This is a genomic window from Ruegeria lacuscaerulensis, assembly GCF_013033355.1.
GTDB classification, from domain to species: domain Bacteria; phylum Pseudomonadota; class Alphaproteobacteria; order Rhodobacterales; family Rhodobacteraceae; genus Ruegeria; species Ruegeria lacuscaerulensis_A.
Map to the genome: position 1 here is coordinate 135,860 of NZ_WQDY01000010.1, position 21,376 is coordinate 157,235.

The 21,376-nt window shown below is 58.6% G+C and carries 20 protein-coding genes; 11 read left to right on the forward strand and 9 right to left on the reverse strand.

Going from position 1 to position 21,376, the window contains the following annotated elements; translation table 11 throughout:
* The first annotated feature begins 38 nt into the window (after positions 1–38).
* Positions 39–803: a caspase family protein gene (locus tag GOW48_RS17040; protein WP_170755389.1), complete on the forward strand. Its 765-nt coding sequence runs from the start codon at positions 39–41 to the stop codon at positions 801–803.
* 74 nt (positions 804–877) lie between these two features.
* Here the strand turns inward: GOW48_RS17040 and GOW48_RS17045 are convergent, their stop codons facing one another.
* The 6 genes from GOW48_RS17045 to GOW48_RS17070 all read right to left on the reverse strand — a co-directional run bounded on the left by GOW48_RS17045 (position 878) and on the right by GOW48_RS17070 (position 6,509).
* Positions 878–1,705 carry an alpha/beta hydrolase gene (locus GOW48_RS17045; protein WP_170755390.1) on the reverse strand — a complete coding sequence of 276 codons (828 nt, stop codon included), beginning with the start codon at positions 1,703–1,705 and terminating at the stop codon, positions 878–880.
* Positions 1,706–1,708: 3 nt separating this feature from the next.
* On the reverse strand, positions 1,709–2,590 hold the full coding sequence (locus GOW48_RS17050; RefSeq protein WP_170353754.1) for a tryptophan 2,3-dioxygenase: 882 nt from the start codon (positions 2,588–2,590) through the stop codon (positions 1,709–1,711).
* A gap of 63 nt (positions 2,591–2,653) precedes the next feature.
* Entirely contained in the window at positions 2,654–3,682 is a 1,029-nt protein-coding gene (gene tdh, locus GOW48_RS17055; RefSeq protein ID WP_170755430.1) for an L-threonine 3-dehydrogenase, read from the reverse strand.
* Between the two features lie 19 nt (positions 3,683–3,701).
* Entirely contained in the window at positions 3,702–4,652 is a 951-nt protein-coding gene (locus tag GOW48_RS17060) for a PLP-dependent cysteine synthase family protein (RefSeq protein ID WP_170755391.1), read from the reverse strand.
* Positions 4,649–5,836 carry a glycine C-acetyltransferase gene (locus tag GOW48_RS17065; protein WP_170755392.1) on the reverse strand — a complete coding sequence of 396 codons (1,188 nt, stop codon included), beginning with the start codon at positions 5,834–5,836 and terminating at the stop codon, positions 4,649–4,651. Before GOW48_RS17065 ends, GOW48_RS17060 begins: the two co-directional genes overlap by 4 nt.
* Before the next feature lie 109 nt (positions 5,837–5,945).
* Positions 5,946–6,509: a helix-turn-helix domain-containing protein gene (locus tag GOW48_RS17070; protein WP_170755393.1), complete on the reverse strand. Its 564-nt coding sequence runs from the start codon at positions 6,507–6,509 to the stop codon at positions 5,946–5,948.
* A gap of 119 nt (positions 6,510–6,628) precedes the next feature.
* Between GOW48_RS17070 and GOW48_RS17075 the strand changes: the two genes are divergently transcribed.
* The gene (locus GOW48_RS17075) at positions 6,629–7,804 is read left to right on the forward strand and encodes an acetyl-CoA C-acyltransferase family protein (RefSeq protein WP_170755394.1); all 1,176 of its coding nucleotides are present in this window, start codon (positions 6,629–6,631) and stop codon (positions 7,802–7,804) included.
* Between the two features lie 96 nt (positions 7,805–7,900).
* On the opposite strand, the gene ubiB is transcribed toward GOW48_RS17075, so the two are convergent.
* Together ubiB and ubiE are read right to left on the reverse strand one after the other, a co-directional pair.
* The gene (gene ubiB / locus GOW48_RS17080) at positions 7,901–9,430 is read right to left on the reverse strand and encodes a 2-polyprenylphenol 6-hydroxylase (RefSeq protein WP_170755395.1); all 1,530 of its coding nucleotides are present in this window, start codon (positions 9,428–9,430) and stop codon (positions 7,901–7,903) included.
* Positions 9,431–10,183 (reverse strand): bifunctional demethylmenaquinone methyltransferase/2-methoxy-6-polyprenyl-1,4-benzoquinol methylase UbiE, encoded by a 753-nt coding sequence (gene ubiE, locus GOW48_RS17085; RefSeq protein WP_170353748.1) that lies wholly within the window; start codon positions 10,181–10,183, stop codon positions 9,431–9,433. It lies immediately after the preceding gene.
* A 159-nt stretch (positions 10,184–10,342) separates the two neighbouring features.
* Between ubiE and GOW48_RS17090 the strand changes: the two genes are divergently transcribed.
* From GOW48_RS17090 to recF, 7 genes are all read left to right on the forward strand, one after another.
* Positions 10,343–11,029: a hypothetical protein gene (locus GOW48_RS17090; protein ID WP_170756462.1), complete on the forward strand. Its 687-nt coding sequence runs from the start codon at positions 10,343–10,345 to the stop codon at positions 11,027–11,029.
* On the forward strand, positions 10,987–11,838 hold the full coding sequence (gene mutM / locus GOW48_RS17095) for a bifunctional DNA-formamidopyrimidine glycosylase/DNA-(apurinic or apyrimidinic site) lyase (RefSeq protein ID WP_170755397.1): 852 nt from the start codon (positions 10,987–10,989) through the stop codon (positions 11,836–11,838). Before GOW48_RS17090 ends, mutM begins: the two co-directional genes overlap by 43 nt.
* 66 nt (positions 11,839–11,904) lie before the next feature.
* Positions 11,905–12,681, forward strand: coding sequence for an enoyl-CoA hydratase (locus GOW48_RS17100; protein WP_170353745.1), 777 nt, complete (start codon positions 11,905–11,907; stop codon positions 12,679–12,681).
* Positions 12,682–12,902: 221 nt separating this feature from the next.
* The gene (rpsT, locus tag GOW48_RS17105; protein WP_170351928.1) at positions 12,903–13,166 is read left to right on the forward strand and encodes a 30S ribosomal protein S20; all 264 of its coding nucleotides are present in this window, start codon (positions 12,903–12,905) and stop codon (positions 13,164–13,166) included.
* 560 nt (positions 13,167–13,726) lie between these two features.
* Positions 13,727–15,112: a chromosomal replication initiator protein DnaA gene (gene dnaA, locus GOW48_RS17110; RefSeq protein ID WP_170353743.1), complete on the forward strand. Its 1,386-nt coding sequence runs from the start codon at positions 13,727–13,729 to the stop codon at positions 15,110–15,112.
* Between the two features lie 227 nt (positions 15,113–15,339).
* On the forward strand, positions 15,340–16,461 hold the full coding sequence (dnaN, locus tag GOW48_RS17115; protein WP_170755398.1) for a DNA polymerase III subunit beta: 1,122 nt from the start codon (positions 15,340–15,342) through the stop codon (positions 16,459–16,461).
* 59 nt (positions 16,462–16,520) lie between these two features.
* A complete protein-coding gene (gene recF / locus GOW48_RS17120; protein ID WP_170755399.1) occupies positions 16,521–17,615 on the forward strand; it encodes a DNA replication/repair protein RecF in 1,095 nt (364 codons plus the stop codon).
* On the opposite strand, the gene GOW48_RS17125 is transcribed toward recF, so the two are convergent.
* The gene (locus GOW48_RS17125) at positions 17,612–18,178 is read right to left on the reverse strand and encodes a carboxymuconolactone decarboxylase family protein (RefSeq protein ID WP_170353740.1); all 567 of its coding nucleotides are present in this window, start codon (positions 18,176–18,178) and stop codon (positions 17,612–17,614) included. The two genes, recF and GOW48_RS17125, sit on opposite strands and share 4 nt — an antisense overlap.
* A gap of 100 nt (positions 18,179–18,278) precedes the next feature.
* Between GOW48_RS17125 and GOW48_RS17130 the strand changes: the two genes are divergently transcribed.
* Both GOW48_RS17130 and gyrB read left to right on the forward strand, forming a co-directional pair.
* Complete coding sequence (locus GOW48_RS17130; protein ID WP_170755400.1) at positions 18,279–18,851, forward strand: TetR/AcrR family transcriptional regulator; 573 nt, start codon at positions 18,279–18,281, stop codon at positions 18,849–18,851.
* 102 nt (positions 18,852–18,953) lie between these two features.
* Complete coding sequence (gene gyrB, locus GOW48_RS17135) at positions 18,954–21,371, forward strand: DNA topoisomerase (ATP-hydrolyzing) subunit B (RefSeq protein WP_170353738.1); 2,418 nt, start codon at positions 18,954–18,956, stop codon at positions 21,369–21,371.
* Positions 21,372–21,376: the final 5 nt, after the last annotated feature.

Consider the following 21,376-nt stretch of genomic DNA (forward strand, 5'->3'; position numbering starts at 1 on the left):
TGACGTCTTTGGTTTGATATAACTCGGAGATTCAATTGATGCGTTTTCTTGCGGTATTCCTCTTCTTCATCGCGCTGTCCGTTGGGCCGTCTGCTGCGCACGAACGGTTTGCTTTGGTGATCGGCAATGCCGGTTACACAAGTGTCCCGGCGCTTGATAATCCCGTGAACGATGCGCGCCTGATGAGCGATGAGTTACGGGGCGCAGGATTTGAGGTCACGACGCTGACAGATGTGAGCCTTGATGAGATGACGGGTGAAGTTGATACGTTTGCCAGCAAGGTACGTGCGGCGGGGTCCGAGGCGCTGGCTGTGTTCTACTTCGCGGGGCACGGCGTACGCAGTGATGGTTTTAACTACCTTCTTCCCCTTGATGTAAACATTCAGTCCGAGGCCGACATTGCAGGCCAAGCTGTTCCGGCAGAATGGGTTCTGGACCGCATTCATACACCACAGGCGGTTAGCGTTATGATTTTGGATGCCTGTCGCGACAATCCGTTTGGTGGCCAATCGGACGTGAATCTGGATGTGGGGGATGGTCTTGCACGTATGACTGCGCGCACCAACAATCTGATCGCGTATGCGACAGGGCCCGGCGAAGTTGCCTTGGACGGGACCGGAACAAACAGCCCTTACACCGCCGCGATTGCGCGTGCCATCAGAACCTCGGGCCGGCCTTTGGAACAGATGTTCGAACAGGTGCGCACGGATGTGATCAGTGAAACGGATGGCATCCAGACCCCTTGGGCGCGGTCGTCGTTGAATACAACGATCGGTATGAAAGACCCGACAGCGTCGCAATAGGGAAAACGGCCGTAATCAGCACGACAGGGCAAGGCAGATAGTTACCCAATTTGTCCGAAACCCCGACCGTATCCCTAACGCGGTGCTGCCAAGAACGTTGCCGGATGCATGATGATGTCAAAATGCTGCACCCCATTTTGCAGATCGAAGCTGACCGAATGCCCGGCCTTTCGAAGCAACTCGGCATAGTCTCGGCTTTGACGGATGAATTCGGGTGTGTCGCGCTCACCCACGGTCACGCGATAGCGGGGGCCGGGGGCCGGAAGGTGCCGGATGGGCGACAGGTCGTGCACCTCAACTGGTGTCAGTTGTAAGGGTTCGTTCACAGGCGTTAGACTGATCGGTTCCAGATCATAGACGCCGCTGATCAGGATCACGTCGCGCACCCGCAGCCCCGCGCGGGCCAGCGCATCGGCTGAGGTCGCCATGACCATACTCGCCAGTTGCGCCCCTGCACTGTGGCCGGACAGGGTGACTCGTGACGGATCAAACCCCAAGTCAGGCGCGTTGGCGGCTAACCAAAGCAGGGCGTTTCGGCACTCGTCGATCATGTCACCGATCCGCGCATCTGGGGCCAGTGTGTAATTGAGAGTCGCAAAGGAGTACTCGGCTTCAACCAACGCAGGGGCCATCATTGCCGATTCGCGCTGACTTAGGGCTTGCCAATATCCTCCGTGGATGAACACATGCAGTGGCGCACCTGCGCCTTTCGCGGGGAAGAAATCCAGAACCTGTGCGGTACTGTCCCCGTATGAAACGTTGCCGATCACATCCATCTGCGCCCGGTACTGCGCACTGAGCGCGGCGTAACTGTTCAGATAGGGTGTCAAGTCGCCGCCGATCATCGACCGGGGAGAGTATTCCTGATCCAGTTCGGCCTGGGTGAAACCTCGGTACAGCATGGGCTACTCCTGATCCGCATACATCAATTCGGTGCGCACATCGTAGAGATCATGAAAGAACCGCAAATCCAAGGCTTTGCGCAGGAAGGACACGCCGCTGGACCCGCCAGTGCCGGGTTGGTTTCCAATTACACGCTCGACCGCGGTGACATGGTCAAAGCGCCAGCGCTGGAACAGCGATTCCACATCCATCAGTTTTTCGGCCAGCGCATACAGATCCCAGTGCTTATCCGTGTTGCGGAACACTTGCACCCACAGTTTCACAACACGCGGATCACCTGAATAGGGCTGCGCATAGTCGCGGTTCAGCAGGTCATCGGGAACATCAAATCCTTGCCGCGCCATCATCTGCAGCACTTCGTCATAGAGCGAAGGTTTGGTCAGCGCGGCGGTCAGCATCTGCATCACTTCGGGGTCATGTGCGTGCACTTTCAGGGTCGCGGCGTCCTTGTTGCCCAGAATGAACTCGATCTGGCGGTAGCCATAGCTTTGGAACCCCGATGAGCTGCCAAGGGCCTGCCGGAAGGTCATGTAATCGGCCGGGGTCATGGTCAGCAGGGTTTCCCACGCGGCGATCAACTGCCGCTGGATTGCCTTCACCCGGTCAAGGTTTTTCATTGCCGGGCCGAAGTCGTCCTGTTGCAGAAAGTGGCGCACCTCGACCAGTTGGTGGTGCATCAGCTTCAGCCACAACTCGCTGACCTGATGGATGATGATGAAAAGCATCTCATCGGGTTGGGCCGGGTCTTGAAAGGTTTTCTGCAGGTTCAACAGCGTCTTGAGCTGAAGGAAGTCACCATAGCTCTTGCGGTGCGTCTGGGTGAAATCGGTCACAAGGGATGCTTCGATTCCACGTTCCAGATATCTGTCAGTCTTGTCGCTCATGACGCCCCCTTGATGCGGTATTTCGCACCTGTCTAAGCCGTCATTTTGCAACTATCCAGCGCGTCAGGTCCAGTCTAGCACCACCTTGCCCGATTGGCCGGATTTCATCGCGGCGAAGCCGTCGGCAAAGTCGTCGACTTTCATTTGGTGCGTAATCACCCGGCTGACATCCAGACCGTTCTGCAGCATGGCGATCATCTTGTACCAGGTCTCGAACATCTCGCGGCCATAGACGCCCTTGATGGTGATCGCCTTGAATACAATGCGCGACCAGTCCACGGGGGATTTGCCTGGCGGAATCCCCAGCAGAGCGATCTTGCCGCCCATCACCAGCGCCTCGACCATCTGGTCCAGCGCGGCTTGCGAGCCGGACATTTCCAACCCCACATCGAACCCCTGCGTCATACCAAGATCCGTGATGACATCTTGCAGGTCTTCCTTCGAGACATCGACAGCTCGCACGGTTGGCACCACATGTTCGGCCAGTTTCAGGCGGTCGGGATTGATATCGGTGATCACCACATGGCGCGCGCCGGCATGGCGGGCCACGGCTGCGGCCATTATGCCGATGGGACCAGCGCCGGTGATCAGAACATCCTCGCCCAGCAAATCAAAGCTGAGCGCGGTGTGAACGGCATTGCCCAACGGATCGAGGATGGCCCCGATCTCATCCGGGATATCGTCGGGCAGCGGCACCACGTTAAAGGCGGGCAGCTTCAGGTATTGGGCAAAGGCACCCTGTTCGTTCACGCCAATTCCGCGCGTGCCGGGGTCCAGATGGAACTTGCCCGCGCGGCTTTGGCGACTGTCGTTGGTGATCAGATGCCCCTCGCCCGAGCATCTTTGACCGACTGCCAGACCGGTCACGTTGCGCCCCAATTCCACGATCTCACCGGCGAATTCATGGCCAGTGATCATAGGAACCGGCACCGTGGCCGAGGCCCATTCATCCCAGTTCCAGATATGAATGTCGGTGCCGCAGATGCCAGTCTTGTTGATGCGGATCAGAACTTCATCCGGGCCGATCTCGGGTACCGGGGCCTGTACCATCCACAGCCCCTCTTCGGGTTTGGATTTCTCAAGCGCTTTCATGGTGTTGGGTCGCATCGGATTACTCCCACAAATCGGTCGACAGGTATTTCAACCCGCTGTCACACATCACAATCGCAACGCAGCCGCCCTTTTCCGGGCCGCGCAGCAGCTGGATCGCGCCGGCGAGGTTCGCACCTGCCGAGTAGCCCGCGAAAATGCCTTCGGTTCGGGCCAGTAACCGCGCCCCATCCCGCGCCGCGTCGCCTGACACGGACAGATGCCCCGCCAAAGAGGTGCCGTTCAGATGAACCAGATCACCCATTGCGTATCCGCCACCCTGAATTGGGTGATCGGGGTTGGTGATGGCTTCGCCAGCGATGGCCCGTGCGCCTTCGGGTTCCACGGCATAGCAGCGTACGCCATGCGGCGTCAGATAGGCGGCGGCCCCGGCCAGAGTACCGCCAGAGCCCGCAAAATCGCAAAAGGCCGTGACGGTGCCGCCGGATTGCTCCCAGAATTCGGGTCCAGTGCCGGTTGCGTGGGATTTGGGATTGCCGGAATGGCCGAATTGATCGGCCCGGAAGGCGTTACGCTCGGCCGTGATGCGTTGCGCGGCCTCGTCCACCAACGCCAGATCCGCGCCCGAAACCTCGCCGGATTTGCTGCCCTCGGCTTGCGGCACGATCACAACTTCTGCCCCAAGGGCGCGCATCATCCGCGCCCGCTCGACCGAGTTTCCCGCGCTCATCACCGCAACAAAAGGATGCCCCAGAATACCGCAGACAATCGCCAACCCGGTGCCCATGTTGCCCGAGGTCAGCTCAACGACCGTCTGCCCCGTTGATAGGGTGCCATCTGCGCGGGCCAGTTCGATGATTGACCTTGCGGCGCGGTCCTTTTTCGAGAGCCCCGGCAACAGGTAATCCAGCTTGGCCAGAATGCGGCCATCTAGACCTAGGTGCTGACAAACCCGCGACAGGTCTACAAGCGGGGTATTCCCAATCGCGTCGATTACTGAGGGCAGGATCACGAAATCACTCCCAATTCCTTGCCGACCTTGCCAAACGCGGCCAAGGCGCGGTCCAACTCGTCGCGGGTCAACGCTGCATTCATCTGGGTTCTGATCCGCGCCTGCCCGCGAGGGACAACCGGGAAGAAAAAGCCCGAGACATAGACACCCTCGTCAAACAGCCTGTTGGCCATCTCCTGCGCTAGCGTCGCCTCACCCAGCATCACCGGGATGATCGGGTGTTCGCCGGGCAGCAGGTCAAAGCCCAGTTTTTCCAGACCTTCCCGCCAGTAATTTGCGTTTTCAAACAGCCGAGTACGCAGGTCCGCACCTTCTTCGACAAGGCGAATTGCCTCAAGCCCGGCTGCGACAATCGACGGCGGCAGCGAGTTCGAGAACAGATAGGGCCGCGCCCGCTGCCGCAGCAGGTCGATCACTGGCTGCGGCCCTGCGATATAACCGCCGATTGCCCCCCCAAGTGCCTTGCCCAAGGTTCCCGTCAGAATATCCACCTCGACACCGAAATGATCCGGCGTACCCGCCCCGTTTGGCCCCATGAAGCCGGTCGAGTGGCAGTCATCCACCATGACAATGGCGTCGTATTCCTTGGCCAGCCGTGTGATTTCGGGCAGGTTCGCCAGATAGCCGTCCATGGAGAACACGCCGTCTGTCGCGATCATGACATGGCGCGCGCCCTCGTTGCGGGCGTGTTTCAGCGTCTCTTCCAGCTCTTTCATGTCATTATTGGCATAGCGGTAGCGTTTCGCTTTGCACAGCCGCACGCCATCGATGATCGAGGCATGGTTCAAGCTGTCCGAGATAATAGCGTCCTCGGGGCCCAGCAGCGGCTCGAACAGCCCGCCATTGGCGTCAAAACAGGCGGCAAACAGGATCGCGTCATCCTTGTTGAGGAATTGCGCCAGCTTCTGCTCCAACTCGCGATGAATATCCTGCGTGCCGCAGATGAACCGGACCGAGGCCATGCCGAACCCTTTGGGCTCCATCGCGCCGATGGCCGCGTCGATCAGGGCCGGATGATCGGCCAGACCCAGATAGTTGTTGGCGCACAGGTTGATGACCTGCCGGTCGCCCACCGTAATTTCACCGCCCTGAGGCGAGGTGATCATGCGTTCGCGTTTATACAGACCCTCGGATTCGATCTGTGCAAGGGTATCCGAGATGTGAGTCAGGAATGCATCTGCCATGGCGGTCTCCGTTACTGTGAGTCGCACGTCTAACATAACGGAAAAGATTCCCAAATGGGAGAATTACAATATTTGAGAAAAAAATCCGTGAAGTCGGATTTTTCTGAGATTAGGCGTTTTTGACAATCAAAAAGACGCGGGCGGGACCGTCGGCAGCAATCGAATGCGTGACATCCGCCGCGTAGCGGGCGGTATCTCCTTGCTGCAGGTCACGGGTAGCGGTGCCCGAGGTTATGCGCACTGCACCATCCAGAACGGTCAGCTGTTCCTGCGCGCCCCGTGCATGAGGTTGGCTGTTCAAAGCACCGTCAGTGTCAAAAGCGATGTCATAAACTTCATGCCCGCCAGCCTCTTCGGGCGGAGATAGAATACGGATACGGCAGTTTTGGCCCATATTGTCGATGCTGGGCACCTCGGCCTTGCGCAGAACTTCGATATGGTCCGAGGTTTGCCCGGCATCCAGCAACCCCGCGAAATCCACCTGCAGCGCGCGGGTCAGGTTCCACAGCGTCGAGATGGTGGGGCTGCTTTCGCCGCGTTCGATCTGGCTGACCATGGATCGGGACACGCCGCTCAGATTGGCCACGGCTTCCAGAGACAGGCCCTTGGCGCGGCGGGCCTCTTTCAGGCGGGCGGGCAGGCGTGTCAGGATATCGTCTGTGTTTTCCGTCATGGCGGAATCTGATGCGCTTTTCGCGATGGGTTGTCAATTCTGCTTGTGACGGGACGTCCCATGGGACAGCCTGACGGCACAGATGCATAGTGCCGCCAAATCCAATTGGGAGAAGAGACATGAAAGATATCGTCATTCTGGATGGGGCCCGCACGGCTGTTGGGACATTTGGCGGGGCGCTGGCCTCGACCGCGCCGATTGACCTGGCGACCGTTGTGACCGAAGCCGCGATGGAGAAGTCGGGTGTTGAGGGGGCTCAGATCGGCAACGTCGTGTTCGGCCATGTGATCAACACCGAGCCGCGCGACATGTACCTGTCGCGTGCGGCGGCGAAACAGGCGGGTATCCCAGTTGAAACCCCCGCGATGAACGTGAACCGTCTGTGTGGTTCGGGAGCGCAGGCGATTGTGTCGGCGGTGCAGTCGCTGATGCTGGGCGATGCCGAATTTGCCGTGGCCGGTGGTGCTGAAAGCATGTCGCGCAGCCCCTATATCCTGCAGCAGGCGCGCTGGGGTGCAAAGATGGGCGATATCAAATCGCTAGACATGATGCTGGGTGCGCTGAACTGCCCGTTTGGCACTGGCCATATGGGTGTCACGGCTGAGAATGTCGCGGATGAGCATCAGGTCACGCGCGAGCAGATGGATGAGTTCGCAATGACCAGCCAGACTCGTGCTGCTGCGGCGATTGAGGCCGGATATTTCCAAAGCCAGATCACGCCGGTTCAGGTCAAGGTCAAGAGCGACTTGGTCGATTTCATGGTCGATGAGCATCCCAAGGTCACCTCGATCGAGGCGCTGGCGGGTCTGCGCCCTGCGTTCAAAAAGGACGGTCGGGTGACGGCGGGCAATGCCTCGGGCATCAATGACGGGGCGGCGGCGATGGTTCTGGCCACGGCTGACGCGGCTGAAAAGGCGGGTTTGAAGCCCAGGGCGCGTATTCTGGGGTACGGCCACGCCGGAGTGCGCCCCGAGGTGATGGGCATTGGTCCGGTGCCAGCGGTGCAAAACCTGTTGGCCCGCACTGGTCTGTCGGTCGAAGATTTCGATGTGATCGAAAGCAACGAAGCCTTTGCCTCGCAGGCGCTGGCCGTGAACAAAGAGCTGGGTCTGGACGCTGCCAAGGTGAATCCGAATGGTGGCGCGATTGCGTTGGGTCACCCTGTTGGGGCAACCGGGGCGATCATCACGCTGAAAGCTCTGTACGAGCTGGAGCGGATTGGTGGATCCAAAGGTTTGGTCACCATGTGCATCGGCGGTGGTCAGGGTATCGCCATTGCCTTTGAGCGTCTCTGAGTTGAGATGTTGGTGGGGGGCTGTCTGCCCCCCATCGCGCCTTTGGCGCGATTCCCCCCGAAGATATTTTTAGCCAGATGAAGAGGCGGATCAGGTCTAGCTGAGCGCCGTTAGGATCAGGACAAGACCCGCGCCTGCGGCTGCGCCGAGGGTTACGGGCAGTGCGACAGACCACAGGCGTGAACCTTTAGGCTCGTCTTTCTGGGTTTGCGCGATCAGCGCGTTTTCGACCAGAGCGGGTAGACGGGGGCCGAAACGAGCCAAGACCATTGCGGTTTTGCCGAAATCGCGCAGGGCCGCGCGCGGGCCAATGGATTTCTTGATGTAATCCTCGACCACGGGGCGGGCGACTTCCCAGATATTGATATGCGGGTCCAGTGACCGCGCGACGCCTTCAACCACAACCATTGTGCGTTGCAGAAGGATCAGCTCGGTCCGGGTTTCCATACCGAAGCGTTCGGTCACTTCGAACAGGTAATTCAGCAGGCGGCCCATCGAGATATGGGTGGCATCCATGCCGAAGATGGGTTCTCCTACAGCGCGCAGGGCGCGGGCGAATTCGTCGACGTCCTGGTTGGCGGGGACATAGCCGGCCTCGAAATGCACCTCGGCCACGCGCTTATAGTCGCGGCGAATGAAGCCAAAGAGGATCTCTGCGTATACCCGGCGGGTGTATTCGTCGATGTGGCCCATGATGCCGTAATCATAGGCGATGATATCCCCATTGGCGGCGACCTTGAGGTTGCCCTGGTGCATATCGGCGTGAAAAAAGCCATCGCGCAGCGCGTGCAGCAGGAACAGGCGCAGTACACGCTCGCCCAGATCGCGGCGGTTGTGGCTGGCTGCATCCAGCGCGTCATTGTCGCCCAGAGCAATGCCGTCGGCCCAGCTGAGTGTCATCACCCGGCGCGCGGACAGGGACCACACCACCGGCGGCAACCAGAAGCCTTCGTCATCCTTGGTGTTGGCGGCGTATTCCGAGGCTGCGGCACTTTCAAGGCGCAGGTCCAGTTCACCGCGCACGACGCCGTCGAAATGTTCGACCACCTCCATCGGGCGCAGGCGGCGGGCACCGGGGGCGCAGAGCTGTACGATGCGGGCGGCGAAATAGAACGCATCCACATCCTTGCGGAAGGCACGCTCGATGCCGGGGCGCAGGACTTTGACGGCGACGTCTTCGCCGGTGCTGGACAGTTTCGCCTTGTGGACCTGCGCGATGGAGGCGGCGGCGATCGGGTCGCTGAATTCGTCGAAAATTTCAGACACGGGCTGGCCCAGTTCCTTTTCGACCTCGGCCATTGCCTCCGCCTTGGGGAAGGGCGGCAGTTTGTCCTGCAACACCCGCAGCTGTTCCGCCAGTTCGTTCCCGACAACATCGGGACGGGTCGAAAGCACCTGACCGAATTTGATATAGGCCGGACCCAGCGCCGTCAGGGCGCGGGTGGCGGGCGGCATGTCCGGATCGCCCTTGTATCCCAGCCATTGAAACGGCTTGCCCAGAGCGTGGGCCACAAAGCGCAGCGCGCGTGGGGCTTCGAACGCGTCCAGAACCACGTTCATGGCGCCCGTGCGCTCTAGCGTGGCGCCTGTGCGGATCAGGCGAATGATGTTGTGAGGACCCCGCATTTAGATTTTCCAGCCGGAATGCAGCGCGGCGATACCCATGCTGAGATTGCGGTATTTGGCGTTTTCGAACCCGGCGATGCGAACCATGTTCAGGAACGTCTCCTGATCAGGGAATTTGCGGATTGACTCCACCAGATACTGATAGCTGTCGTAATCATTTGCGATCAGCTTTCCCATGCGCGGGATGACGTTGAAACTGTAGAGATCATAGAGCTTTTGCAGCCCGTCATTGGGCAGTTGGCTGAATTCCAGCACCATCAAGCGGCCGCCGGGCTTCAGCACGCGATAGGCTTCGTTCAACGCCTCTTGCGGGCGGGTCACATTCCGGATGCCGAACGAGATCGTGTAGACGTCAAAGGTGTTATCCTCGAAGGGCAGGGACATCGCGTCGCCCACCACCCAGTTGAGGCTGTCAGACATCTGATCAGCCTCGGCGCGCTGGCGGCCTTCGACCAGCATCGGCTCGGTCAGGTCCAGAACGGTGGCGTGGCCGTGGCCCGCGCGTTTGAGAAAGCGAAACGAGATGTCTCCGGTCCCACCTGCCACGTCCAGCAGCCGTTGACCGGGGCGCGGGGCCAGCCAGTCCATCATCGCGTCTTTCCAGACCCTGTGGATGCCCATCGACATGACATCATTCATCACGTCATATTTTGACGCGACCGAGTTGAAAACGCCCTGCACGCGGCCCGCTTTTTCCGCCTCGGGCACGGTTTCGAATCCAAAATGTGTGGTTTTGTCGTTGGAGTCGGACATGTAAGACGCCTTTGTCTGTGTTGCTCATCCTTATAGGCCGCGCGGCGGGGAAGACAATCGCGCGAAAAGGTAGCAGGTGCACGGAACCGTCCGGCGTGCCACATATTTTCCTTAGTCGCGGTGTAAGATGCAGATAGTTTTAGAAGAAGTTAGATTCAAATGTCGAATTATTCGAGTTTAGTGGCCGTATCAGGCGTGGTCCTGTCATTTGCCTTTATTATCTGGCGCGTTCGTGCCGTTTTTCAAACTTTCATGCGATTCCATCGGGCGAAAGGGTTCGGTGACAAGATGGACGCCGCAGCACGTCATTTCCCCAAGGATATATTGGAAGAATCAATGCTGCGCGCCGGCAGCGAAAGACCTGCACAACGCTCTCTGACCCGCATGACAATTCGCACGACGCCGGGCGTTATCGTTGTTACGATTTTGGTGTTGGCCGTTTTGTTCTTTATCGGGTTCATCAGGCCCGATCTGGCTCCGAACGAGATCTTCATCCCCGTCAAGGATGCTGAAACTGCGGTGCTGATCAAGCTGGGACTTGTTGGGTTGGTGATCTACACATTGATCTATCATCTGGCCAATTCAACTTCGATCGATGGGGCCGAGCTGACGACCATGAGTACGCTGTTTCAGCGTCGGACCTATGACCTGAATAAGCTCTGCCAGATCAGATTGAGGCACAATGGGAACTACGTGCTGCGTTTTTCAGATGGGAAGACAGCGCGTATTCTGAAATATGTTACCGGACATGATGAAATGGTGCAGGCGCTGGAACAAGCGCTGGCAACAAATCAGGAGAGCACATGCCGGAACTTCCCGAAGTCGAAACGGTCCGCCGTGGGCTGAGCCCCGCGATGGAAGGCGTGGTGATCGAACGGGCGGACGTGAACCGCCCGGACCTGCGCTGGCCTTTTCCGGATCGAATGGCCGAACGCTTGACAGGCCAGCGCGTGGACAGGTTGCGGCGGCGTTCAAAGTACATTCTGGCTGATCTTGGAAGTGGCGAAACCCTGTTGATCCATCTTGGCATGTCCGGGCGTATGACAGTTTCCGGAGACCCGCTTGGACAATTTGTTCACGATCATCCCATGCCGGAAAAGCACGATCATGTTGTATTTCACATGGCCAATGGCGCACGGGTGACATTTAATGACCCGCGCCGGTTCGGTGCGATGGATCTGCTGCCCACTGCAACGGCCGAGGACCACAAGTTGCTATCGGTTCTGGGGCCGGAACCCTTGGGCAATGACTTCCACGAACAGCACTTGGTTGATGCGTTCAAAGGCAAAAACACGCCGGTCAAATCAGCGCTTCTGGATCAGGGAATCGTTGCCGGATTGGGGAATATCTACGTGTGTGAGGCGCTTTATCGCGCCGGTGTGTCGCCACGTCGCAAAGCCGGGCAGATTTCGGTGCACCGAGTTGCGGCCCTTGTTCCGATCATTCGGCAGGTTCTGCAAGACGCTATCCGGGCCGGGGGGTCATCCTTGCGCGATTTCCGTCAAGCTGATGGAGAACTTGGATATTTTCAGCACAGCTTTGACGTTTATGGCCGCGAAGGCGAACCCTGCCGCACCGAAGGTTGCGGTGCTGCCATAAAAAGAATCACTCAGTCCGGTCGCTCATCCTTCTATTGCGCGCAATGCCAAAGATAACTTGATCCAGCTTTTGCGCGTGATAATGAATCGTATCTGAACGGAACAACCGGAAGCTTACACCTCATGGCTTTTGAGACGATCATCGTCGAAATCGAAGACCACGTCGCGCTTGTGAAACTCAACAGGCCGGACGCAATGAATGCGTTGAACAGCCAGTTGATTGCTGAATTGTGCGAAGCGCTGGAAGACGCCGACAAGAATGACAAGGTGCGCTGCATCGTCATTACGGGCTCGGACAAGGCTTTTGCCGCTGGCGCGGACATCAAGGAAATGTCCGAGATGAGTTTTGTGGACGTCTACACCACGAACCTTTTCGCGGATATCAACGACCGGGTCAGTGACATCCGCAAGCCTGTAATCGCGGCTGTTGCGGGCTATGCGCTGGGTGGCGGTTGCGAATTGGCGATGATCTGCGATTTCATCATCGCGGCAGATACCGCAAAGTTCGGGCAGCCCGAAATCAATCTTGGCGTTATTGCGGGCCTTGGCGGCAGCCAGCGCCTGACCCGCTTTGTGGGCAAGTCCAAGTCGATGGATATGAACCTAACCGGCCGCTTCATGGACGCAGAAGAGGCAGAGCGTGCCGGGCTTGTCAGCCGCGTCGTGCCCGCCAAAAAACTGTTGGAAGAGGCAATGGCCGCAGCCCAAAAGATCGCCGAGAAATCGCAGCTGAGCGCGATTGCCGCGAAAGAGGCGGTGAACCGCAGCTACGAAGTGTCGCTAAGCGAAGGGTTGTTGTTTGAACGCCGTGTCTTTCACTCGATGTTCGCCACGGAAGACCAGAAAGAGGGAATGGCAGCCTTTCTGGAAAAGCGCGCGGCGCAGTTCCGCGACAAGTAAGCCATCAAGGTGGGGAAAGGCGGGCGTATGCCCGCCTGTTTCATACCTGCTGTGCGCGGCCAAGAATCTGCTTGGCAAACCCCTGCAACTTGGATAATACACGCCGCTATACATGCGCGTGCGGCCCGCTTGGCCCGACTCACACTCGTGATTTCTGATCCGGTGCGGATTTTCCGTGGCGCGCTTTCGATAAAACCGTACCGAACAAAGGTCAGAGACACATGGCTAACTCGCCCCAGGCAAAGAAACGCGCACGTCAGAACGAAAAGCGTTTCGCAATCAACAAAGCACGTCGTTCGCGCATCCGCACTTATCTGCGCAAGGTTGAAGAAGCGATCGCATCCGGCGACAAAGATGCGGCAACCGCAGCTCTGCGCGCTGCCCAGCCCGAACTGATGCGCGGCGTCACCAAAGGCGTTTTCCACAAAAACACCGCATCGCGTAAAATGTCGCGTCTGTCGGCCCGCGTCAAAGCGCTTGGCTGAGTCGCGAATTGATCTTCAGTGACCCCAGGTCACGTAAGAAAGACTGAACTATTTAAGGGGCGTCGCGCAGTGCGGCGCCCTTTGTGCTGTTGCCAGAATACCGCGTCCTCACGAAACCGAGAGATTCTTTCGCGCTCAGACCCGAGTCAATATCAGAGTTTCGTTGAAGCGACCGCCGACCTCTTGTTACCACTGATTCAGCGATTCACTCGCTTGGGGGGACAGGCTGTTTCTTTGGTCAGACTGACGGGCATCAGGATGATCTGGAGGCGAATGTTGGTAACTCGGGGACAACCGATTTGCTGATCTGCTGTGGGACTTGGCACGGCCAGGATTCCAGCCCTGTCGAAAATTGAGATTGCGTTGCGCAACCTGAAAAAGGGATGCCCTGTTGTGGGGCATCTGAACGTCTGGTTATGCACGCCGTCAAGGACGAAAGCACCGAATCTATTTGATTCGGTGGGTGGGAGACCTTTGTCCGAGTGAACGCGCATACCGGGGGACCGGACATAGAAATAAGGCCGACAGGCCAATAAAGAATGGGATGCGTGAGGCGCTGAATGACACAAGAGAAATGGGGACTACTGCAAAACAAACTGCTCAAGGCGATCGGAAAGAACAATTACACCACATGGATTGAACCTCTGCAGTTCCAAGAGGTCCAGGACGGTGTCGCTGTTTTCTCGGTGCCGACCAATTTCATGGGCAATTACGTGAGCCAGAATTTTGCAGATCTCATCCTGTATGAGATGAACACTGCGGGAGAAACCGTCCAGCGACTGGCCTTTCGGGTTGCCGCCAATTCGACCGCACGGCCCGCGAATGTTGCTGAAACTAATTCGGTAGAGATCGCACAAACACCGGAACCTCGAATGTCCGTGGGATCAAGCGAGGCGCTGGAATCACTGCAAGCGGCGCCTTTGGATGCCCGATTCACCTTTGACAGCTTCGTGGTAGGTAAACCCAACGAGTTGGCGCATGCTGCGGCGCGCCGTGTCTCGGAAGGTGGGCCTGTAACTTTCAACCCGCTGGTTCTGTATGGCGGTGTCGGTCTGGGTAAGACGCACCTGATGCATGCGATTGCATGGGAACTGAAAACCAAACGCCCCGAGTTGAATGTTCTGTACCTGTCGGCGGAACAGTTCATGTACCGGTTCGTACAGGCGCTGCGTGAACGTCGAATGATGGATTTCAAACATCTGTTCCGTTCGGTCGATGTGCTCATGGTCGATGACGTTCAGTTCATCGCGGGCAAGGATTCCACGCAGGAGGAGTTCTTTCACACCTTCAATGCGTTGGTGGATCAGAACAAACAGATCATTATCTCTGCTGACCGCGCTCCGGGTGAGATCAAGGATCTGGAAGACCGCGTGAAGTCGCGTCTGCAATGTGGTCTGGTCGTTGACCTGCACCCCACCGACTATGAGCTGCGTCTGGGCATTTTGCAGAACAAGGTTCAGCATTACAGCACCACCTATCCCGATCTGCAGATCGCTGATGGCGTGCTGGAGTTTCTGGCCCACCGTATCTCGACCAATGTGCGGGTGCTTGAAGGCGCGCTGACTCGTCTGTTTGCCTTTGCCTCGCTCGTAGGGCGTGAGATCGACATGGAGCTGACGCAGGATTGCCTGGCCGACGTACTGCGCGCGTCCGAGCGCAAGATCACCGTCGAGGAAATTCAGCGTAAGGTTTCGGATTACTACAATATCCGTCTGAGCGATATTATTGGCCCCAAGCGCCTGCGGTCTTATGCTCGTCCGCGTCAGGTCGCGATGTATCTGTGTAAACAGCTGACCAGCCGGTCTCTGCCTGAGATTGGTCGTCGCTTTGGCGGGCGTGACCACACCACCGTTATGCATGGTGTGAAGCGCATCGAAGAGCTGAAAACCACCGACGGCCAGATCGCCGAAGACGTGGAAATGCTGCGCCGGTCACTCGAAGCGTAGGTTACATCTGCATGAACATCAAAACGCCCCGGATCCTCACGCCCGGGGCGTTTTCTTGTGCGAAAATCTCCACGGTCGGCCATGAACTGTGCCCACGTGGCCACGCGGCCCTTGACGCCTTGGGCAATCCGACTCAGAAATCCATAAAAAATCCTTGTGCCTCAGGGTGGAACCGCTAACGTGCCAGTCCCGCCCATTTCGGCACGCAAGTCAGAGGAATTGAGGGTATGAAGATCAGCATCGAACGCGGCACCCTTCTCAAGGCCGTCTCTCAGGCCCAATCTGTTGTTGAACGTCGCAACACCATTCCTATCCTTGCCAACGTGCTGATCGAGGCCGAAGGCGATCAAGCCATGTTCCGCGCCACCGATCTGGATATCGAGGTGGTCGATAAGGCCCCTGCACAGGTCGAACGGGCCGGTGCGACCACCGTGGCCGCTACCACTTTGCATGAAATCGTGCGCAAGCTGCCCGATGGGGCTTTGGTGACGCTGACGGCCGACAGCGCCGCAGGGCGTCTGACGGTCGAGGCCGGGCGGTCGAACTTCTCGCTGGCGACGCTGCCGAAAGAGGATTTTCCGGTGATGGCGTCCTCGGAGTATCAGTCGAACTTTACAGCCTCGGCTGCACTGCTGCGTCGGCTGTTCGACAAGTCGAAATTCGCGATCTCGACCGAAGAGACGCGCTATTATCTAAACGGCGTTTATATGCATGTGGCCGATGGGTCCGAGGGCGGCAAAGTGCTGCGCTGCGTGGCCACCGATGGGCACCGTCTGGCGCGCATCGACGCGGACCTGCCCGACGGCGCGGCAGATATGCCGGGCGTGATCGTGCCCCGCAAAACCGTGGGTGAGCTGCGCAAGCTGCTGGACGATGACGAGATGGATATCGCCGTGTCGGTCAGCGAAACCAAAGTGCGCTTTGCCACGCCCGATATCACGCTGACTTCCAAGGTGATCGACGGCACCTTCCCCGACTACACCCGCGTTATTCCGCAGGGCAACACCCGCCAGTTGGAAGTGGATGCCGCCGAGTTCGCTCAGGCTGTGGACCGGGTCGCGACCGTCTCTTCCGAACGCTCGCGCGCGGTGAAGTTGCAATTGGATGCGGATAAACTGATTTTGTCAGTCAATGCGCCCGATAGCGGTGCGGCTGAGGAAGAACTGGCCGTGGCTTATGGCGATGAGCGGCTGGAGATCGGGTTCAACGCGAAATACCTGCTGGAGATTGCGTCTCAGGTGGATCGTGAAAATGCGGTGTTCCTGTTCAATTCGGCCGGTGATCCAACCCTGATGCGCGAGGGCAATGACCAAAGCGCGGTTTATGTGGTCATGCCGATGCGCGTCTGATCGCGCTGGCGCGCGATGCCTCCGGCGGAGGTATTTCTGAACAGAAGAAGGGAGGGGTCATGGGATTGGCCCTGACCGAGCTTACGGTCTCGCATTTTCGGTCTCATAAGCTGGCGCGTTTGTCTCTGGATGGGCGGCCGGTGGCGGTCCATGGGCCGAACGGGGCCGGGAAGACCAACATTCTGGAAGCGGTGTCTCTGTTCTCGCCCGGTCGCGGCATGCGTCGGGCCAGTGCGGCTGAGATGACCCGCCGCCCCGAGGCGCTGGGGTGGAAACTGTCAGGCCTGCTGAACGCGCAGGGGCAGAATTACGAGATCGAGACATGGTCCGAAGGCGGCGCAGCGCGGCAGGTTCGGATTGATGGCAAGGCGGCCAGTCAGATTGATCTGGGCAAGCTGGCGCGGGTGGTCTGGCTGATCCCGTCGATGGACCGGCTGTGGATCGAAGGGGCCGAGGGGCGGCGACGGTTTCTGGACCGTATCGCGCTGAGTTTTGATCCCGCGCATGCCGAGGCCTCGCTGACCTATGAAAAGGCAATGCGCGAACGCAACCGCCTGCTGAAAGAACAGGTGCGCGATGCCCATTGGTATGCCGCGTTGGAAGGGCAGATGGCCGAGACCGGGCACCGCATCCACGCGGCGCGTCTGGCGGCCTTGGATCACTTGCGCGCGGCGCAGGATCAGGCCGAAACCGCGTTTCCGTCCGCTGATCTGGAGCTGGTTCAGTCCGAAGGCGCGATGCCGGACACAGTCGAGGACCTGCGCGAGGCGCTGAATGAAAGCCGGTTTCGCGATCTGGCGGCAGGCCGGACCTTGCTGGGGCCGCATCGGTCGGACCTGTACGGTGTGTTCGCAGCCAAGGGTGTTCCCGCCAAAGACTGCTCGACCGGAGAGCAAAAGGCGTTGTTGGTGTCCCTGATTCTGTCGAATGCGCGGGCACTGGCGGGGATGGTGGGCGCTCCGCCGATTGTGTTGCTGGATGAGGTGGCCGCCCATCTGGATGCCGGACGGCGGGCCGCGCTTTATGATGAGATTTGCGCGCTGGGTGCTCAGGCCTGGATGACGGGCACCGGGCCTGAGCTGTTTTCCGAATTAGGGGAACGGGCCCAGACGCTGGTCGTTACTGACAGCGGCGAGGGCTCGGTCATCGCTTAGGCGGGCTCGCTGACTTTACGTTCCCACAGGAAGCCGCGCATCACCTCGTCGACGGGGGTATGGGCCATGTGGTTGACATAGTTCGACATGGTTTTCTGGGCCAGACCCAGCACCACGTCCAGAACCGCGCGATGCGAATAGCCCGCGTCAAAGAAGGCCTGAAGCTGTTCTTCGGTCGGATTGCCACGGCTTTCCATCACTTGCAGGGTGAAGGTGCGCAGAGCCTCCAGCTTGGGTGAGGGCAAGGGGGTTTCGTTGCGCAGAGCCTCGGTGATGTCGTCCGAGATTTTCATCATCTTGGCGATTCCGGTATGGGCGGGCACGCAGTAGTGGCATTCGTTTGCAACGTTGATGGTCTGCCAGACGACGGTCTTTTCGTCATTGTCGAAATCGGTCTGCAGGAACAGGCCATGCAGAAGCTGATAGGCTTCAAGGTGCTGCGGGCTTTCGGCCATGACCTTGTGAAGGCCGGGCAGGCGTCCAAATGCGGCTTGCGACTTTTCCAGCAGCGGTTTGGACCCTTCGGGGGCGGATTCGAGGTCATGAGAGGGGAAGTTTGCCATGTCAAAGCTCCTGTTTCTGGCGAGGTGAATCACATTTAGGCTTTCTTGAGCGATCACTCAAGTATATATTTGAGCGGACGCTCAAGAATTGGTGACTGCAATGCCCCGCAAACCTTCATATGACCGCGATGCTCTGATTGCGCAGGCTCGGGACTTGTTCTGGCAGCAAGGCTGGGCGGGAACTTCGTTGAAGGATCTCGAAAGCGCGCTGAATCTGAAGCCCGGCAGTTTCTATGCGGCGTTTGGCTCCAAGGACGCTCTTTATGCGCTGACACTGGAGCGGTACGCGCAGGACGGCGTGGCGCGTCTGATGGCGATGGCGGATGAAATGGGTCCGCTGCGGGCGCTGAAGGCGCAACCCCATGTGGTGATCGACGAGCGCGAGATGCCCGCGCGGGCCTGTATGCTGGCCAAAACCTATGCCGAGCTGCAATCCAAAGGACATGATCTGGCCGATAAGGCCGGGTGCCACATGGCCGATATGAAGGCGAGTTTCGCCACTCTCTTTCGGCGCGCGCAACAGGCCGGAGAGATCGGGCCAGACCATGACCCTGACCGTCTAGCCGCGCGCTATCAGTCGGACATTCTGGGCCTGCGTTTGTCGGCCGAACGCAGGGATGTTAATGCGGTTGAAATTGCCGAGGACATAGCTGCAGATCTGGATCGGCTTTGATTAGCTGAAAACAACCCGTGACAGCACAAAATGTTGGGGGATGGCGTGACATTCCCCACCAGAAAACGTATAAGTTACCAAAATAATATAGGTACTAACCGCATGTCCGAAGACGCACAGGCACCACAGGAATATGGTGCTGATTCTATAAAGGTTCTCAAAGGCTTAGAGGCTGTCCGCAAACGTCCCGGTATGTATATCGGTGATACGGATGATGGCTCGGGTCTGCACCACATGGTGTATGAGGTCGTGGACAACGGAATTGATGAGGCGCTGGCCGGTCACGCCGACCATGTGACCGTGAAAATCCACGCCGATTCCAGTGTCTCGGTCAGCGATAACGGGCGCGGTATTCCGGTGGATATCCACCCCGAAGAGGGTGTGTCCGCCGCCGAGGTCATCATGACCCAGCTGCACGCGGGCGGTAAGTTCGACAGCAACTCGTACAAGGTGTCGGGCGGTCTGCACGGCGTGGGTGTTTCGGTTGTGAACGCCCTTTCAGATTGGCTGGAACTGCGCGTCTGGCGCAATGGCAAGGAGCACGTTGCGCGCTTTGAAGGTGGCGAGACGGCGGAACACCTGAAGGTGGTTCAGGAGTGCGGTGACCGGACCGGGACCGAGGTGCGGTTTCTGGCCTCGACCGACACGTTCTCGAACCTCGAATATTCGTTCGATACGCTGGAAAAGCGCCTGCGCGAGCTGGCCTTCCTGAACTCGGGCGTGCGGATCATCCTGATCGACGAACGCCCGGCTGAACGGCTGGAGACCGAACTGTTCTATGAGGGTGGTGTTAAGGAATTCGTCAAATACCTCGATCGTTCGAAGACGCCCGCAATGCCCGAACCGATCTATATCAAAGGTGAGCGCGACGATATCGGCGTGGAAATCGCCATGTGGTGGAATGACAGCTATCACGAGACGGTTCTGCCCTTCACGAACAACATCCCTCAGCGGGATGGCGGCACGCACGTGGCGGGCTTCCGGGGTGCTTTGACCCGGACAATCAACAACTATGCGCAGTCCAGCGGGATCGCGAAAAAGGAAAAGGTCAGCTTTACCGGCGATGATGCCCGCGAAGGTCTGACTTGTGTGTTGTCGGTCAAAGTGCCCGACCCGAAATTCTCATCCCAGACCAAGGACAAGCTGGTGTCGTCCGAAGTGCGCCCGGCGGTCGAAGGCCTGATGAACGAAAAGCTGGCCGAGTGGTTCGAGGAAAACCCGAACGAGGCCAAAGGGATCGTCGGCAAGATCATTGAGGCCGCATTGGCCCGTGAGGCGGCGCGCAAAGCCCGTGAACTGACCCGTCGTAAGACGGCGATGGATGTGAACTATCTGGCCGGGAAGCTGAAAGACTGTTCCGAGAAAGACCCGTCCAAGACCGAAGTGTTTCTGGTCGAGGGGGACTCGGCTGGTGGGTCTGCGCAGACGGGACGGGATCGTTTGACGCAAGCGGTTCTACCCCTGCGCGGGAAAATCCTGAACGTCGAACGCGCGCGGTTTGACCGGATGCTGTCCTCTCAAGAGATCGGCAATCTGGTGATGGCGCTGGGCACCGGCATTGGCCGTGATGAGTTCAACATCGAAAAGCTGCGCTACCACAAGATCGTCATCATGACGGATGCGGACGTCGATGGCGCGCATATTCGAACTCTGTTGCTGACCTTCTTCTACCGGCAGATGCCGGAACTGATCGAGGGCGGATATCTTTATATCGCACAGCCACCGCTCTATAAGGTTTCACGTGGCAAATCAGAGGTTTACCTGAAGGATCAGGCGGCGCTGGACGATTACCTGATCAATCAGGGCGTCGAGGGCGCAGTGCTGAAACTGGGCTCGGGTGAGGAAATCATCGGGCAGGACCTGACCCGTGTGGTGGACGAAGCACGCCAATTGAAACGCGTTCTGGACGCCTTCCCAACGCATTACCCGCGCCACATTCTGGAACAGGCCGCTGTTGCGGGGGCCTTTGTGCCGGGTGCGGTCGATGCCGACCTGCAAGGCGTTGCCGACAAGGTCGCCGCCCGCCTCGACCTGATCGCGCTGGAATATGAACGCGGCTGGCAGGGCCGGATCACACAGGATCACGGCATTCGTCTGGCCCGTATCCTGCGCGGCGTGGAAGAGGTCCGCACTCTGGACGGCCCCATGCTACGCTCGGGCGAGGCCCGCAAAACCGGCAGCTTCACCCAAAGCCTGCAAGAGGTCTACAACACCCCCGCCACGCTGGTACGTCGCGACCGGATGCAGGCGATCCACGGCCCGCTGGACCTGCTGCGCGCCATTCTGGAAGAGGGTGAAAAGGGCCTATCGCTACAACGCTACAAGGGACTGGGCGAAATGAACCCCGATCAGCTGTGGGAAACAACGCTCGACCCGGATGCGCGTACCCTATTGCAGGTGCGTGTGGATGACATGGTTGAAGCGGATGATCTGTTCACCAAACTGATGGGCGATGTGGTCGAACCGCGCCGCGAATTCATCCAGCAAAATGCCCTGAGCGTGGAAAATCTGGATTTCTAAAGCAG